Raw genomic sequence first — 13452 nt, forward strand, 5'->3', positions numbered from 1 at the left:
AGCCGGCACCGCGCCTCCCGTCCGTTTCTCCGCCCTGTCCAGATCCGAGCTTGCGCAGGCATACCGCGTATGTGCATACTCAGTATGGCCATGGTGGCCCGAGACAGGGGAAGTGTCATGAGCGTTCGGATGGGCGTACTCGCGCTGCTGGTGGGGGGACCCGGTTACGGCTACCAGCTGCGGGGGGAGTTCGAGCACCGCACCGGCGGCAGCTGGCCCCTGAACATCGGCCAGGTCTACACGACCCTGGACCGCCTGGAGCGCGACGGCCTGGTCGCCCGCGGTGACGCCGACGGCGACGGACACGTCGTCTACACGGCGACCGACGCGGGTCGCGCAGAGGTGGCGCGCTGGTTCAGCGAGCCCGTGCCGGCCAAGCGGGGTCGCGACGAGCTGGCGATCAAGTTCGCCCTCGCGGTGACCGTGCCCGGGGTCGACGTCGCCCGCCTGGTGCAGGTGCAGCGCGGTGCCGCGATCCGGAACCTGCAGGACCTGACGCGGCTCAAGCGCACGACCGATCCGGCGGCGGAGCTGGCGTGGTCGCTCGTGCTCGAGTCGATGGTGTTCCAGGCCGAGGCCGAGGTGCGGTGGCTCGACCACGTGGAGTCGAGCGTCGCCCGGTACCGGCCGGACGAGCACCCGGCGACGCCTGCCAGTGCCGACGGTGCTGCTGACGCTGACGCCGCTGCTGCGCGGAGCGCACGGTGACCGCCGCACCGCTCCTGCAGCTCGACGCCGTGAGCGTGCACTACGGCTCCGGCGCGAAGGCCGTCACCGCCCTGGCCGGCATCGACCTGCGGGTCGAGGGCGGCGAGATGGTGGCCGTGATGGGCACCTCGGGGTCGGGCAAGTCGACGCTGCTCGCCTGCGCCGGCACCCTGCTGCCGCCGACGAGCGGTGAGGTCCTGATCGACGGCTCCTTCGTGTCCGACCGTCCCGCCAAGGAGCTCGCAGCGCTGCGCCGCCGACTCATCGGGTTCGTGTTCCAGGACTTCAACCTGATCCCCTCGCTGACCGCGGTCGAGAACGTGGCACTGCCGCTCGAGCTCGACGGGTGGAAGGCCTCGCAGGCCCGCCGCGCCGCGGAGCTCGCGCTGGACAACGTCGAGCTGTCGCACCGCGCCGACGCCTACCCGGACGACCTGTCCGGCGGCCAGCAGCAGCGCGTCGCGATCGCCCGCGGCGTGGTCGGGGAGCGTCGACTCGTGCTCGCCGACGAGCCGACCGGAGCCCTCGACTCGCAGACCGGCGAGGTCGTGCTCCGCATGCTCCGTCGGCACGTCGACGCCGGAGCCGGCGCCCTCCTGGTGACCCACGATGCCCGGCACGCGGCCTGGGCGGACCGGATCGTGTTCCTGCGCGACGGTCGGGTGGTCGACGAGACCGTGTACTCGGGCGTCGAGGCGGCGCTGTCGGACCGGACCGCCTCGTGAGCGGGGGTCGGCGTGCCGGGACCGGCCGGACGCCGTTCGCCCTCCGACCGGCGCTCCGTCTGGGGCGTCGGCTGGCGTTCGCGAAAGCGGGCCGCGCGGCACTGATCATCGCGCTCATCGGGATCCCCACCGCCGGGTTCGCCGCCGTCGCCGTCGTGGTGCAGTCGACGCAGGCCACTGCCGCCGAGCGGCTCGACTACGACCTCGGCCACGCATCGGCGCAGATGCGGGTCTCCGGCCCGGACCTGCCCGGCATGGTGCAGGACCCGGTGCAGTGGGAGTTCACCGACTCGAAGCGGAACAGCCCCGTCACGGAGTCGGACGAGGACTCACCGTTCACGAACGTCCTGGCCCACGTGCCCGACGGCGCCCTGTCGATCCCGGTCGGCAGCACGCCCGTCGTGGTGCAGGGTGCGCACGGCCCCGTCGGACTGACCGCCGTGGAGGGCAGTGTCTGGGACCCGTCGCTCGAGGGCCACTGGCACGTGCTCGACGGTTCCGCGCCGACCACGCGCAGTGGCCTCATGGTCACGCCGGCCACGCTCGAACGCCTCGGGGCGCGGATCGGCGACACGGTGGACCTGACCGACCCGGTCACCAAGCGCTTCACGATCACCGGGACCATGACCGACCTGGGGACGGACCCGGGGTCGCAGGGGGTGTTCCTGCCCTGGGGCACGACGCTCTCGACGACCGACACCACCGACGACGTCGGGCTCACCGACGTCACCGTGTACCTGCCGTCGGACGCCCCGACGTGGTCGGAGATCCGGCAGCTCAACGCGCACGGCATCATCGTGCAGTCGCGTCCGGTCGTGCTCGACCCGCCGGACGCCCGGCTCCCCGGTGGGCAGATGAGCTCGACACTCGGCTGGTACATCGGGGCGATGGGGTTGCTCGGCGTCTTCGCGATGTTCGAGGTCGCCCTGCTCGCCGGGGCCGCGTTCCTGGTCGGCACCCGTGCGGACACCCGCTCGTACGCCATCGTCACGAGCGTCGGCGGCGACAAGCGGTTCGTCCGCACGATCGTCGCCGGGTCGGGCCTGGTGCTCGGGCTCGTCGGCGCGGTCCTCGGGGTCGCCGCCGGCACCGGGATCGGCGTGCTCGCGTTCCGGCTGATCGACAACGGGAACGTGGTGTCCTTCCCCGGGTTGCACGTGCCGCCGCTCCTGCTGCTGTCGATCGCCGCAGCCGGGGTGCTCGCCGGACTCGTCTCCGCGCTCGTCGCCGCACGGTCGGCCACCCGGATCAACGTGCTCGCGGCACTGCGGGGCTCGCTCCGTCCGGTGCCCGTCAGCCGTCCGGCCCGCCGTCGTCGGCGCATCTGGGGTCCGCTGCTCGTGGTCCTCGGCGCCGTGATGACGTTGGCATGCGGTGTCGGGGTGCTCATGCTCAACGACCGTCCGGTGCAGCAGGACCGGTGGGCCTACGTCGTCGGTGCCGGCGTCGCGATCGGGCCGTGCCTGATGCAGCTCGGCATCGCCATCTGCTCACCGTGGCTGCTCGCCCTGGTCACCCGGCTCACCGCCCGCGCGGGGCTGTCCGCACGGCTCGCCGCCCGCGACGCTCGTCGCAACCCGGTCCGCACGGTGCCGGTGCTGGCCAGCGTGATGAGCGTCGTGTTCGTGGCGTCGGTCGTGATCACGTGGAGTGCGTCGAGCCAGGCCCAGTACGTCCGTGGCTACGAGTACTCCACCGCGGTCGGGGTCGCGACGGCCGAGGTGCAGACCGAGACGAAGGACGGCGGGGGCACCGGTCGACACGACGCAGCGCTGACCGCGCACGCGGCGAAGGTCGTGTCCGGGGTCTTCGACCAGGACCGCATCCGGGTGCTCGGCGTCGCGCAGGAGCAGCCGGGCGACACCCCCTCGACCGTCACGATCCCGCACCGCTGGAGCGCGTACGACTGCCTCGCGAACGACACGACGAGCTGCTCGTACTACCTGGACACGGCGAGCGCGTCGACCCCGCACATCTGGACGGGGACCGTCGACGACTACGCCGTGCTGACCGGGCACCGGCCGTCCGCCGCCGTCCGGAGCGCGCTCGAGGGCGGTCGCGCGGTGTCGCTCTGGCCGGAGTACGCCCACGACGGTGCGGTCCGCATCGACACCTTCCACGACCGCACCTGGGACAGCGAGCCCGTCATCGAGCGGAGCCGACCGGCGGCCAGCGTCTCGATCCCCGCCGTGCTCGACGTGCAGACCCCGCGGATCCAGGTCGGCGTCTTCATGACGAAGGCCACCGCCGAACGGTACGGCGTGCCGGTGGTCGACGGCATGCTCGTCACGACGCTGCCCCACGACATCCAGCCGGCCCAGTGGGACGAGCTGAGCTCGGCGTGGCAGAGCTTCGGCGGCGACGACCGTGCACGGTGGAGCGGCCCGTCGTTCACCTACGAAGCCGGTCCGGTCGACAACGAGGCGATCATCCGGGCGATCGTGCTCGCACTGGCGGCGGCGGTCACCATCGGTGCGACGGCGGTGGCGATCGGACTCGCACGGTCCGACGGCCGGCGGGACGACGAGGTGCTCGACGCCATCGGTGCCGCACCACGCCTGCGCCGAGGGGTGTCGACCTGGCAGGCGGCGATCCTGGCCACGGTCGGCTCGGTGATCGGGACGCTCCTCGGACTCCTGCCGATCCGCGCCCTGACCCTGCGGTTCACCGAGAGTCCGGTCGGGGTGAACCACATGCCGTTCGTGCCGGACTGGCCGGTGCTGGCCCTGCTCGCGGTCGGCCTGCCCCTCGTGGTGACGGCCGGGGCCTGGCTGACCTCGCGGGGTCGGCGGCGGGTGACGGTGCGACGGGCGCACTGACGCGCGCGCTCCGCGAGCAACAGACGGACTGGAGGCCCGTGGCGGCGTCGCCACGGGCCTCCCGTCCGTCACGTGGTGAGCGCCACGCTCACGCGAGCTCGGGCAGTGCCTCCGCGTAGGTGCGGAAGTCGCCGCGCTCCGTGTGGATCGCCCACAGGCGGTCGGCGATGGACTCCCCGGAGTGCTCGGGCTGCCCGTCGTCGATGCCGAACGGGATGATGAGCTGGCCGACGTGGACGTCCTCGTCGCGGACGGCGTCGTGCAGCAGCTGCGCGTAGGCGCTCTCGGCGGCGAAGGCGACCGAGGTGCCCGTGACACGGGCTCCCGGGCGGACCGCGCTGCCGCCGTTGACGAACAGGATCGTGCCGTGGCCGATCGCGCGCATGCCGGGCAGCACCTGGCGGACGGCGTTGACCGAGCCGTAGACCGAGAACTCGATCGGGCCGACCAGGTCGTCCGCCGTGGTCTCGAGCACCGGGCGCATGTACTCCTTGGCGGGGAGCGGGCTGTACTGCAGCACCTCGATGGGGCCGAGCTGCTCGGTGGCGCGCTCGAGGGCGGTGCGCAGGGAATCCCCGTCACGGACGTTCGCGGCGAACCCGGCGGCGGTGTGCCCGCGCTCGCGCAGTTCCGCGGCGAGCCCGTCCAGGCGGTCCTGGTTGCGGGAGATCAGGGCGACGGCGAAGCCCTCACGGGCGAAGCGCTCGGCGACGGCGAGGCCGAGGCCCTTGCCGGCCCCGACGATGGCGATGGTGGTCATGCGGTGTACTCCTCGTCGCTCACGTGCTCGAGCCAGGTGGTGGTGGTCGCCGGGTCGTCGGCGCCCTCGAGCATCGCGAGGTGTTCCATGTAGTCGGTGGGGGTCGCGCCGTGCCAGTGTTCCTCGCCGGCCGGCGTGTAGACGGTCTGTCCAGCCTGCACCTCGATCACGCGGCCGTCCCGGGTACCCATCCGTGCGACGCCCTCGGTGACGTGCAGGGTCTGTCCCTTGGCGTGCGAGTGCCAGGCGGTGCGGGCGCCGGGCACGAACCGGACCTTGGCGACGGTCATGGTCTGACCGGGCTCCTTCGGCGAGGCGACGGCGTCGAGCCAGACGTCGCCGGTGAACTGCTCGGGCGGGTTCTTGACGGTCGGCTGCTTCGGTTCGATCTGCATGCCGACGACGGTAGGCCGGTGCGTCTGCGCGCGGGAGGTGCCGCCGGAACCCCTCAGGGGTTTCCCGAACGCAGCGTGTGTGATCGACCCACGACCCCGGGAGGATCATCGTGGACACACCCGCCGGAACGCCCCGCAGCCGCCGCCTCTGGTCGGCGGCCGGCATCGCCGCCGTCGCCGCACTGGCCCTGACCGCCTGCACGAGCGGCGACGGAGCGGACCAGGACGGATCCGACCGGGGCGGATCGCCGACGGCGCGCGCCACCGCATCCGCTGGCCTGTCCGCCGGTCAGGTCGCGCTCGACGGTGACACCACCGACGTGGTCACCGGCCTGGAGGCCCCCTGGTCGGTGGTCCTGACGGGTGACGACGGCGACGCGCTGGTCAGCGAGCGCGACTCGGCCCGGGTGCTCGAGCTGCGGTCCGACGGCACCACCCGCGAGGTCGGCACCGTCGACGGGGTCAGCCACGGCGGCGAGGGCGGCCTGCTCGGGCTCGCACTGCACGACGACGACCTGTTCGTGTACTCCACGACCGACGACGGCAACCGGATCCAGCGGTACGAGCTGACCGGCAGCGCGGGGTCGTGGGGGCTCGGGGACGCCACGACGGTCATCGACGGCCTGCCGAAGAACACGTTCCACGACGGCGGGCGGATCGCGTTCGGCCCGGACGACATGCTGTACGCGAGCGTCGGGGACGCCGGTGCGAGCACGGACGCGCAGGACGAGGACTCGCTCGCGGGCAAGATCCTGCGGCTCACCCCGGACGGCGACGTCCCCGCCGACAACCCGATCGACGGGTCGCCGGTGTGGAGCCTCGGGCACCGCAACGTGCAGGGCATGGGCTGGTCGTCGGACGGCACGATGTTCGCGTCGGAGTTCGGCGAGAACACCCACGACGAGCTCAACGTCATCGAGCCCGGCGCGGACTACGGCTGGCCCGAGGTCGAGGGCACCGGCGGCGAGGACCGGGGCTTCGTCGATCCCGTGCAGCAGTGGTCGACGGACGAGGCGTCCCCGAGCGGCCTCGCCGTCGTCGACGACACCGTCTTCGTCGCCAACCTGCGGGGCGAGGTGCTGCGCGCGATCCCGGCCGACGACCCCGGAACCGCGACCGAGTACTTCGCGGGTGACTTCGGCCGGATCCGAACGGTGGTCGAGGGCCCGTCGGACACCCTCTGGTTCGTCACGAACAACACCGACGGCCGCGGGACACCGTCGAGCGGTGACGACCGGATCGTCTCCGTCCCGTTCACGCGCACGTGAAAGGGGTTCCCGCAGCCCCTCGCTCGCGCCGGACGAGGCGAAGTACCGTGACGGCATGAACCACCGCGACGAAGCGCGCGACTTCCTCTCCAGCCGTCGCGCCCGCATCACCCCCGAGCAGGCCGGCGTCGAGACCTTCGGCACCCGGCGCCGCGTGACCGGGCTGCGCCGAGAAGAGGTCGCCCGCCTCGCCGGCGTCAGCATCGACTACTACACGCGACTCGAGCGGGGGAACCTGCAGGGCGTCTCCGAGAGCGTGCTCGACGCCATCGGCCGCGCCCTGCAGCTCGACCCCGCCGAGCAGGAGCACCTGCGCGACCTCGCGCAGCACCAGAACGAGACCGCGCGTCGCGCCGGTCGTGTCGTGCCCGTCGCCGCCGTCCGACCCGAGCTGCAGTACCTGCTCGACGTCGTCACGGACGCCCCGGCGATGATCGTCAACAACCGCCAGGACATCGTCGCCGCCAACGCGCTCGGCTTCGCGATGCACTCGGACCTGGTCGCGGCACCGGCGCGGCCGATGAACTTCTCGCGCTTCATCTTCCTCGACCCGCAGGCGCGGAACTTCTACCAGGACTGGCAGCGGGCAGCGCACACGAACGTCGCGATCCTGCGGCGCGAAGCGGGCCGGACGCCGAACGACAAGGACCTCGCCGCGCTGATCGGCGAGCTGTCGATGCGGAGCGACGACTTCCGCGAACTCTGGGCAGCGCACGACGTCCGACGCCACTACGCCGGCGTGAAGTCGTTCCGGCACGGCGTCGTCGGACCGCTCGAGCTGCACTTCCAGACCCTCGAACTCGCCGAGGACCCGGGACTCGCGCTCACCATCTACCCGGCGACCCCGGGCAGTCCCACGGCCGACGCCCTGCGGGTGCTGGCCTCGTGGGCGGCGACCGAGGGCATCGCGGAGCGGGCGCGTCAGCTCGCCTGATGCGGTGGTCGCGGCCACTGACAGCCGGGAGGCGCGGTGCCAGCCGGCACCGCGCCTCCCGGCCGTGACGTGGTCGCGTCGCACGAGCGCACCAAGTGTCCACAGCCACGACGAGGAAGGGCGCATCCAGCATGAACGACACCGACTCCGTCCGGACGGTCCTCCCCGCGCCGTCGGCCGGGGGCCTCGGCCGACTGCGGTTCCGGCTGCGCGCCGAGCAGGAGATCCACGAGCTCACCCGCGATCGCGAGCTCGAGGAACGGGTCCGTGCCGAGGCGGCAGTGCGGCTCGCGCCCGGCCCCTGGCACCTGGGGGAGTTGTTCCGGCGTCGATGAGCGGAGAGGGGGGAGGACAGCACCTGTCACCGGACGAGGTGCAGGGCGCCGTCGCTGCCCACCCGTGAACTCCTGACCCTCGCGCTGCTCGCGGCGCTCGGCGGGGCCGACGCACAGGTGCAGGGGCACGTGGCCGGCAACCTGAACGTCGGGAACACCCGCCAGCCGATGCTGGACGTCCTGACCGTGCTCGTCCCGCTCATCGGCTACCCGCGCACGTTGAACGCCCTGGCCGCCCTGAACGAGGGAGCACCCGCAGCATGACCACGGACCACTCGATGTCGACGGGCCGGACCCTGCTGTTCGCCGTCGCCGGGGGAGCGGCGGTGGGCAACCTGTACTGGTCGCAGCCACTGCTCGACGACATCGCATCGTCGCTCGGCACCTCGGCGTCGCTCGCCGGGCTGCTGGTCACGCTCACCCAGGTCGGCTACGCCCTCGGCATCCTGCTCGTCGTGCCGCTCGGGGACGTCCTCGACCGCCGACGCCTGATCCCCTGGGTGCTCGTCGCCTCGGCCGTCGCGCTGCTGCTCGCCGCGATCGCGCCGAGCTTCGCGACGCTCCTGGTCGCCCTCGCGCTGGTCGGGCTCACCACGGTCGCCGGGCAGCTCCTCATCCCGCTGGCCGGGGACCTCGCCGACCCCGCGCAACGCGGACGCGTGGTCGGCACGATCGCGTCCGGTGTGCTCACCGGCATCCTGGTGTCGCGGACGATCAGCGGCCTGGTCGCGGACGCGTTCGGGTGGCGCGCGATCTACGTGTTCGCCGCCGTCGTCGCCCTCGTCCTCGCGGTGCTGCTGCGCCGAGCCATCCCGCAGCTCGAAGCCCGCGGCAAGGTGCCGTACCCGCAGCTCATCCTGTCGGTGTTCCGTGCCGTCCGGACCCACCGGACCGTGCAGGTCACGCTGGTGATCAGCTCGTCGGTGTTCGCCGTGTTCACGATGTTCTGGACCGCGCTGACGTTCCTGCTGAGCAGCGACCCCTACGACTTCTCCACCAGCAGCATCGGGTTGGTCGGGCTGGTGGGGCTCGCGGGTGCCGTGGCGGCGCAGCGGGTCGGGCGACTGCACGACCGGGGGCTGTCGGTACCCGTCACCGGGGGAGCGATCGTGCTCCTGCTCGTCTCCCTGGTCGTCGCCGGGGTCGGTGCGCACTCGATCGTCGTGGTGCTGCTCGCCGTGCTGCTGCTCGACGTCGCGGTGCAAGCGGCGAACGTGCTCAACCAGACCCGGCTCTTCTCGGTCGACCCGGCCGCGCGGAGCCGGCTCAACACGGCGTTCGTCACCTCGAACTTCATCGGCGGTGCGCTCGGTTCGGCGCTGGCGTCGGTGCTGTGGAACGCCGGGGGCTGGACGGCGGTCACGATCGGCGCCGCGGTGTCGGCGGGGTTCGCCGCGACGGTCTGGGTCGTGCACCGGAACCGCGGGCTCGTGGTCGAGCCGGAGCGGACCTGACCGCGGGACTCAGCGGACCAGGGGGTTCGTGACCTCGAGCTCGCCGTGGTCGACGAGCCAGCGCACGGCGTCCAGCACGGTCTCCTCGGCGGTGAACGCCGGTGCGTAGCCGAGCAGACGACTCGCCTTCTCGGTGCTGAACACCTGGCTGCGGGACAGGTGCTCCCAGCTGGCGTCAGCGTGTTCCGGAGCCGTGGTCTCGCGGAACCGGTCCCAGGTGACGGAGTCGAGCCGGGCCTCCTGGCCGAACCACGACGCTGCCAGGTGGGCGTACCCGCGCACGGTGAGCGCCGTCGGAGCCGTGACGAAGAAGTCCTCGCCCGCCGCCGCATCGCGGTGCTCGACCGCGAGCTGGAACGCCTGCGCGACGTCGTCGGCGTGCACGTGGGCCATCGTCTCGGCGCCGAGACCGGGGACCTCGAGCGGTTCGCCGGCGGACAGCTTCGTCAGCACCGAGGGGTCCAGGTTGCCGAGCGGACCGATAGGGGCCCAACCCGGACCGCTGATGTGACCGGGGTGCAGCGACGTCGTGACCAAACCGCCTGAGGCAGTTTCTTCCTTGAGCATCCGGGCGATGGCGTCCTTCTGGACGCCGTAGTCGCCGAACGGCGGGGTCGCGTTCTGCTCGGTGATCGGCAGCACGTGCGAGACACCGGCGCGCCAGATCGAGCCGCAGTGCACCAGGTGCGTGCCGGTGCCACGGAGCGCGTCGACCATCGCTGCGGCCGAGGACTCGGTGAAGCAGACGAGGTCGACGACGGCGTCGGCACCGAGCGCGGCGATGCGGCTGCCGAAGGTGCCGTCGCGGTCCTCCTGCTCGCGGTCGGCGGTGATCCGCTCGACCTGCTGCCACTCGGGGGCGTCGGCGTACGGGGTGCTCGTGCCGCGCGTGACGGCGACGACGCGGTGACCCGAGCGGACGAGGCGGGGGACGAGGAACGACCCGATGTGGCCGGTGGCTCCGATGACGACGATGTGCATGAGGGCCACCGTAGGCCGAGGCGTGCGGATCGTGAGCAGGAACGGTCGGGTGCGGCGGTGCGACCCGACCGTTCCTGCTCACGAAGCGCGCACGCTGCGAGTGCGGCGAGCGCGACGCCCGCGGCGAGCAAGCGCGGCACGCCGGGCCACGCTCAGTCGGCGGTGATGACCTTCACGGAGCCGGCGATGGTCGCGGCGTCCTCGGCGAGCGCGACGACGGGGTCGGGCAGGCCCGCACCCCCGAGGGCCTTGCGCGCACTCCAGCCGACGAAGCTGCCGACCAGGGCACCGACGCCACCGAGGATCGCGCCCTCGATGCGCAGGTCACGCTTGCCGGTGGTGCCGAGGGCGGCGCCGGCCAGGGCACCGGACGCGACACGTCCGAGCAGCGCGGAGGGGGCGATGCGGTTCGGGGTCTTCGGCAGCTTGTCGCCGATGAGCTCACCGACGGCGGAGGCGACGAGCAGGCCGCGGCCGACCGGGGTGCTGAAGACCTTCCACTGCTGCCACGAACCCTTCAGCGAGGACCGGTCGTGGTTCAGTGCGAGGACGGCGAGCGGGGTGGCGCTCCGGCCGCCGCTCATGATGCCGAGGACCAGGGTGCGGACCAGGGTGTGCTGCTCGTGCTGCTTGCTCATCGTGACTCCTGTCGTGTTGCCCCCGACGGTACGCACGGTGACCTCGGGTGTTCCGAGCATCGCGGGCGATCGCCGGGCGGACGTCCGGCGTTCCCCGGGCACGGAGCCGCCCCGAGTAGCGTCCGGCGCATGAGCAACGTCATCGTCCTCGGCGGCCACGGCAAGGTCGCACTCCTCGCCACCCGCATCCTGTCCGAGCGCGGACACACGGTCACCTCCGTCATCCGGAACGCCGACCAGTCCGACGAGATCCGGGCGCACGGCGGCGAACCGCACGTTGCGGACATCCAGCAGCAGTCCCTGAACGACTTCGCCGAACTGGTCAGCGGGCACGACGCCGTGGTGTGGTCGGCCGGTGCCGGTGGCGGTTCCGTCGACCGGACCTGGGCCATCGACCGCGACGCTGCGGTGCTGTCGATCCAGGGGGCGAAGCAGGCCGGCGTCGACCGCTACGTGATGGTGTCGTGGTCCGGCTCACAGCTCGACCACGGGATCCCGCAGGACCAGGACTTCTTCGCGTACGCGCAGTCGAAGATGATCGCCGATGCCGTGCTCCGCGACTCGGGGCTGCAGTGGACGATCGTCGCCCCGAGCACCCTCACCGACGACGAGCCGACCGGCTCCGTCGACTGGGACGGTTCGCCGACCCAGGTGCCGCGCGGTGACGTGGCGCACGTGGTCGCCGACGTCGTCGAGAACCCCGGCACGGCAGGCAACACCTTCCGGTTCAACACGGGGTCGACCCCGGTGGCGGAGTTCCTGCGCGCCGACGCGGTCTGACCAGGACCGACAGACCCACGGACGAACGGGGTCGCGGCGGTCCTCCCGCCGCGACCGGCGTCCCTCTTTCAGGAGTGAGCCGAGCTGCCCGTCGTGTCGCCGCGGCACTCAGGCCATCTGCGCGTAGAAGCGCTCCGGTGCATCGGCGAGTGACGCCTTCACCATCCGGCTCCAGTCGTCGACCAGCACCTCTGCCACGCCGCGCTCCACACCGTCGAGTGCCGCACGAGCCACGTCCGTCGGGTCCGTCTTCGGGCCGTCGTAGTCGCCCATCATGTCGGTGTCGGCCGCACCGAGGTGGAGTCCCTGCACGCTGATGCCCCGGTCGGCCAGCTCCAGGCGGACCGCGTTCGTCATGTTCCACTCGGCCGCCTTCGCCGCGGCGTAGCCACCGGCGCCGGGTGCCGCGAACCACGACAGTGCCGACAGCACGTTGACGATCGCGCCGCCGCCGTTGTGCTCGATCACCGGCGCGAAGGCGCGGATCATCGACAGGCTGCCCCAGAAGTGCGTGTCCATGGCCTTCCGGACGATGGCCAGGTCGTCGGTCACCAGGGATCCCTGCGTCGAGATGCCGGCGTTGTTCACGAGCAGCGTCACGTCGCCCGCGGCGGCGGCCACCGCGTCGACCGAGGCCTGGTCGGTGATGTCGAGGGGCAGCGCGACGACGCCCTCGACGTCGACGAGTTCGGGGCGGCGTGCGGTCGCGTAGACCTTCGACGCGCCGCGCTCCAGCAGCTCCAGGGCGAAGCGGCGTCCGATGCCGCGGTTCGAGCCGGTGACGAGTGCGACCGATCCAGCGATGTCCATGGTGTCTCCTCCTGCCGCGCGGGTGTCTCCTGCAGCGGCTCGGCTACGCTAAGACCTCACATCCATGTCAGGGGCAAGCCCGGATCGGAGCACACATGCGCATCGGAGACCTCGCCGCCGCGACCAGCGTCAGCGTCCGCTCGCTGCGGTACTACGAGGAGCAGGGACTGCTCACTGCGTCGCGTACCGCGAGCGGGCAGCGGATCTACACGGACGCAGCCGTCGAGCGGGTCCAGCTCGTGCAGCAGCTGTTCGCCGCCGGGCTCGCGAGCCGCACGATCGTGCAGCTGCTGCCCTGCGTCGACCGTGGGGAGTCGACGCCGGAGTCGTTCGCGCTGCTCATCGGAGAGCGGAATCGGATCACCGCGCAGCTGGCCGAGCTCGAGGCCGTCCGGGGGCGGCTCGACCAGGTCATCGCGATCACCGAGCACCCCACCGCCGAACACTGCCCGGCGCTGCGTGACCGGCCTGCTGAGCCGGTCGCGGCCTGAGACGCGGCACCGGGACGGACTGGAGGCGCGGGACCGACCCGACCCGCGCCTCCAGTCCCTCAGGTGGTCGCGGACAGGGCCGCTGCCACGGCCTGTTCCTGTCGCGAGTGCGCGGCGAACGCGTCGGCGACCGGGTTGCGGCGACGGTCGAGGCCGCCGGCGCCGTCCTCGACGAGGTCGAAGAGGCCCATCGTGAGCAGGTGCTCCTGGCGTGGGGCTTCCGTGTGCCGCCAGGTCCACTCGTACATGTCGAACAGCGGCCACCAGGTGTAACCGACGACCGGCAGCCCCTCGTCGCGGAGCTCCCGCACGGCCGTGACCGAGGCGTCCAGCCAGCCGATGCGCTCCTCGACC

The 13452-nt window shown here is 72.2% G+C and carries 15 protein-coding genes and 1 pseudogene; 10 read left to right on the plus strand and 6 right to left on the minus strand.

Annotated features, from left to right (window positions below; all coding sequences use genetic code 11):
* Positions 1 to 117: 117 nt before the first annotated feature.
* The 3 genes from DEJ30_RS17580 to DEJ30_RS17590 are packed head-to-tail and all read left to right on the plus strand — an operon-like array spanning position 118 to position 4252.
* Entirely contained in the window at positions 118 to 708 is a 591-nt protein-coding gene (locus DEJ30_RS17580; RefSeq protein WP_258370040.1) for a PadR family transcriptional regulator, read from the plus strand.
* Positions 705 to 1433: an ABC transporter ATP-binding protein gene (locus tag DEJ30_RS17585; protein WP_110862930.1), complete on the plus strand. Its 729-nt coding sequence runs from the start codon at positions 705 to 707 to the stop codon at positions 1431 to 1433. Before DEJ30_RS17580 ends, DEJ30_RS17585 begins: the two co-directional genes overlap by 4 nt.
* The gene (locus DEJ30_RS17590; protein ID WP_110862931.1) at positions 1430 to 4252 is read left to right on the plus strand and encodes an ABC transporter permease; all 2823 of its coding nucleotides are present in this window, start codon (positions 1430 to 1432) and stop codon (positions 4250 to 4252) included. Before DEJ30_RS17585 ends, DEJ30_RS17590 begins: the two co-directional genes overlap by 4 nt.
* 88 nt (positions 4253 to 4340) lie before the next feature.
* Here DEJ30_RS17590 and DEJ30_RS17595 read toward each other — a convergent pair whose 3' ends face one another.
* Complete coding sequence (locus tag DEJ30_RS17595) at positions 4341 to 5012, minus strand: SDR family oxidoreductase (protein WP_027466861.1); 672 nt, start codon at positions 5010 to 5012, stop codon at positions 4341 to 4343.
* Complete coding sequence (locus DEJ30_RS17600) at positions 5009 to 5407, minus strand: cupin domain-containing protein (RefSeq protein ID WP_110862932.1); 399 nt, start codon at positions 5405 to 5407, stop codon at positions 5009 to 5011. Before DEJ30_RS17600 ends, DEJ30_RS17595 begins: the two co-directional genes overlap by 4 nt.
* A 110-nt stretch (positions 5408 to 5517) precedes the next feature.
* Here DEJ30_RS17600 and DEJ30_RS17605 point away from each other — a divergent pair, with 110 nt between their 5' ends.
* From DEJ30_RS17605 to DEJ30_RS17625, 5 genes are all read left to right on the plus strand, one after another.
* Positions 5518 to 6675, plus strand: coding sequence for a sorbosone dehydrogenase family protein (locus tag DEJ30_RS17605; protein WP_110862933.1), 1158 nt, complete (start codon positions 5518 to 5520; stop codon positions 6673 to 6675).
* Between the two features lie 55 nt (positions 6676 to 6730).
* Positions 6731 to 7609: a helix-turn-helix transcriptional regulator gene (locus DEJ30_RS17610; protein WP_110862934.1), complete on the plus strand. Its 879-nt coding sequence runs from the start codon at positions 6731 to 6733 to the stop codon at positions 7607 to 7609.
* Positions 7610 to 7740: 131 nt separating this feature from the next.
* Entirely contained in the window at positions 7741 to 7944 is a 204-nt protein-coding gene (locus tag DEJ30_RS17615; RefSeq protein ID WP_110862935.1) for a hypothetical protein, read from the plus strand.
* A 54-nt stretch (positions 7945 to 7998) separates the two neighbouring features.
* Positions 7999 to 8208 carry a carboxymuconolactone decarboxylase family protein gene (locus tag DEJ30_RS17620; protein ID WP_110862936.1) on the plus strand — a complete coding sequence of 70 codons (210 nt, stop codon included), beginning with the start codon at positions 7999 to 8001 and terminating at the stop codon, positions 8206 to 8208.
* On the plus strand, positions 8205 to 9398 hold the full coding sequence (locus tag DEJ30_RS17625) for an MFS transporter (protein WP_110862937.1): 1194 nt from the start codon (positions 8205 to 8207) through the stop codon (positions 9396 to 9398). Before DEJ30_RS17620 ends, DEJ30_RS17625 begins: the two co-directional genes overlap by 4 nt.
* 9 nt (positions 9399 to 9407) lie before the next feature.
* Here the strand turns inward: DEJ30_RS17625 and DEJ30_RS17630 are convergent, their stop codons facing one another.
* Together DEJ30_RS17630 and DEJ30_RS17635 are read right to left on the minus strand one after the other, a co-directional pair.
* Positions 9408 to 10379: an NAD(P)-dependent oxidoreductase gene (locus DEJ30_RS17630; protein ID WP_110862942.1), complete on the minus strand. Its 972-nt coding sequence runs from the start codon at positions 10377 to 10379 to the stop codon at positions 9408 to 9410.
* A gap of 152 nt (positions 10380 to 10531) precedes the next feature.
* On the minus strand, positions 10532 to 11017 hold the full coding sequence (locus DEJ30_RS17635) for a DUF4126 family protein (protein ID WP_181420204.1): 486 nt from the start codon (positions 11015 to 11017) through the stop codon (positions 10532 to 10534).
* Positions 11018 to 11146: 129 nt separating this feature from the next.
* Here DEJ30_RS17635 and DEJ30_RS17640 point away from each other — a divergent pair, with 129 nt between their 5' ends.
* A complete protein-coding gene (locus DEJ30_RS17640; RefSeq protein ID WP_110862939.1) occupies positions 11147 to 11797 on the plus strand; it encodes an NAD(P)H-binding protein in 651 nt (216 codons plus the stop codon).
* Positions 11798 to 11905: 108 nt separating this feature from the next.
* Here DEJ30_RS17640 and DEJ30_RS17645 read toward each other — a convergent pair whose 3' ends face one another.
* Complete coding sequence (locus DEJ30_RS17645; protein ID WP_110862940.1) at positions 11906 to 12607, minus strand: SDR family oxidoreductase; 702 nt, start codon at positions 12605 to 12607, stop codon at positions 11906 to 11908.
* Between the two features lie 95 nt (positions 12608 to 12702).
* On the opposite strand from DEJ30_RS17645, the gene DEJ30_RS17650 reads away from it, so the two are divergent.
* The gene (locus tag DEJ30_RS17650; RefSeq protein ID WP_110862941.1) at positions 12703 to 13098 is read left to right on the plus strand and encodes a MerR family transcriptional regulator; all 396 of its coding nucleotides are present in this window, start codon (positions 12703 to 12705) and stop codon (positions 13096 to 13098) included.
* Positions 13099 to 13157: 59 nt separating this feature from the next.
* Here DEJ30_RS17650 and DEJ30_RS18355 read toward each other — a convergent pair.
* Positions 13158 to 13452, minus strand: a pseudogene (locus DEJ30_RS18355) (beta-glucosidase); the annotation flags it as partial.

The organism is Curtobacterium sp. MCPF17_003 (assembly GCF_003224385.1).
Lineage (GTDB): Bacteria > Actinomycetota > Actinomycetes > Actinomycetales > Microbacteriaceae > Curtobacterium > Curtobacterium flaccumfaciens.

Bases quoted from the DNA above. Each gene is read 5' to 3' on its own strand.
- DEJ30_RS17650 (WP_110862941.1), top strand. From the start codon at position 12,703: ATGCGCATCGGAGACCTCGCCGCCGCGACCAGCGTCAGCGTCCGCTCG.
- DEJ30_RS17635 (WP_181420204.1), bottom strand. From the start codon at position 11,017: ATGAGCAAGCAGCACGAGCAGCACACCCTGGTCCGCACCCTGGTCCTC.
- DEJ30_RS17640 (WP_110862939.1), top strand. From the start codon at position 11,147: ATGAGCAACGTCATCGTCCTCGGCGGCCACGGCAAGGTCGCACTCCTC.
- DEJ30_RS17595 (WP_027466861.1), bottom strand. From the start codon at position 5,012: ATGACCACCATCGCCATCGTCGGGGCCGGCAAGGGCCTCGGCCTCGCC.
- DEJ30_RS17610 (WP_110862934.1), top strand. From the start codon at position 6,731: ATGAACCACCGCGACGAAGCGCGCGACTTCCTCTCCAGCCGTCGCGCC.
- DEJ30_RS17580 (WP_258370040.1), top strand. From the start codon at position 118: ATGAGCGTTCGGATGGGCGTACTCGCGCTGCTGGTGGGGGGACCCGGT.
- DEJ30_RS17615 (WP_110862935.1), top strand. From the start codon at position 7,741: ATGAACGACACCGACTCCGTCCGGACGGTCCTCCCCGCGCCGTCGGCC.
- DEJ30_RS17645 (WP_110862940.1), bottom strand. From the start codon at position 12,607: ATGGACATCGCTGGATCGGTCGCACTCGTCACCGGCTCGAACCGCGGC.
- DEJ30_RS17630 (WP_110862942.1), bottom strand. From the start codon at position 10,379: ATGCACATCGTCGTCATCGGAGCCACCGGCCACATCGGGTCGTTCCTC.
- DEJ30_RS17600 (WP_110862932.1), bottom strand. From the start codon at position 5,407: ATGCAGATCGAACCGAAGCAGCCGACCGTCAAGAACCCGCCCGAGCAG.
- DEJ30_RS17625 (WP_110862937.1), top strand. From the start codon at position 8,205: ATGACCACGGACCACTCGATGTCGACGGGCCGGACCCTGCTGTTCGCC.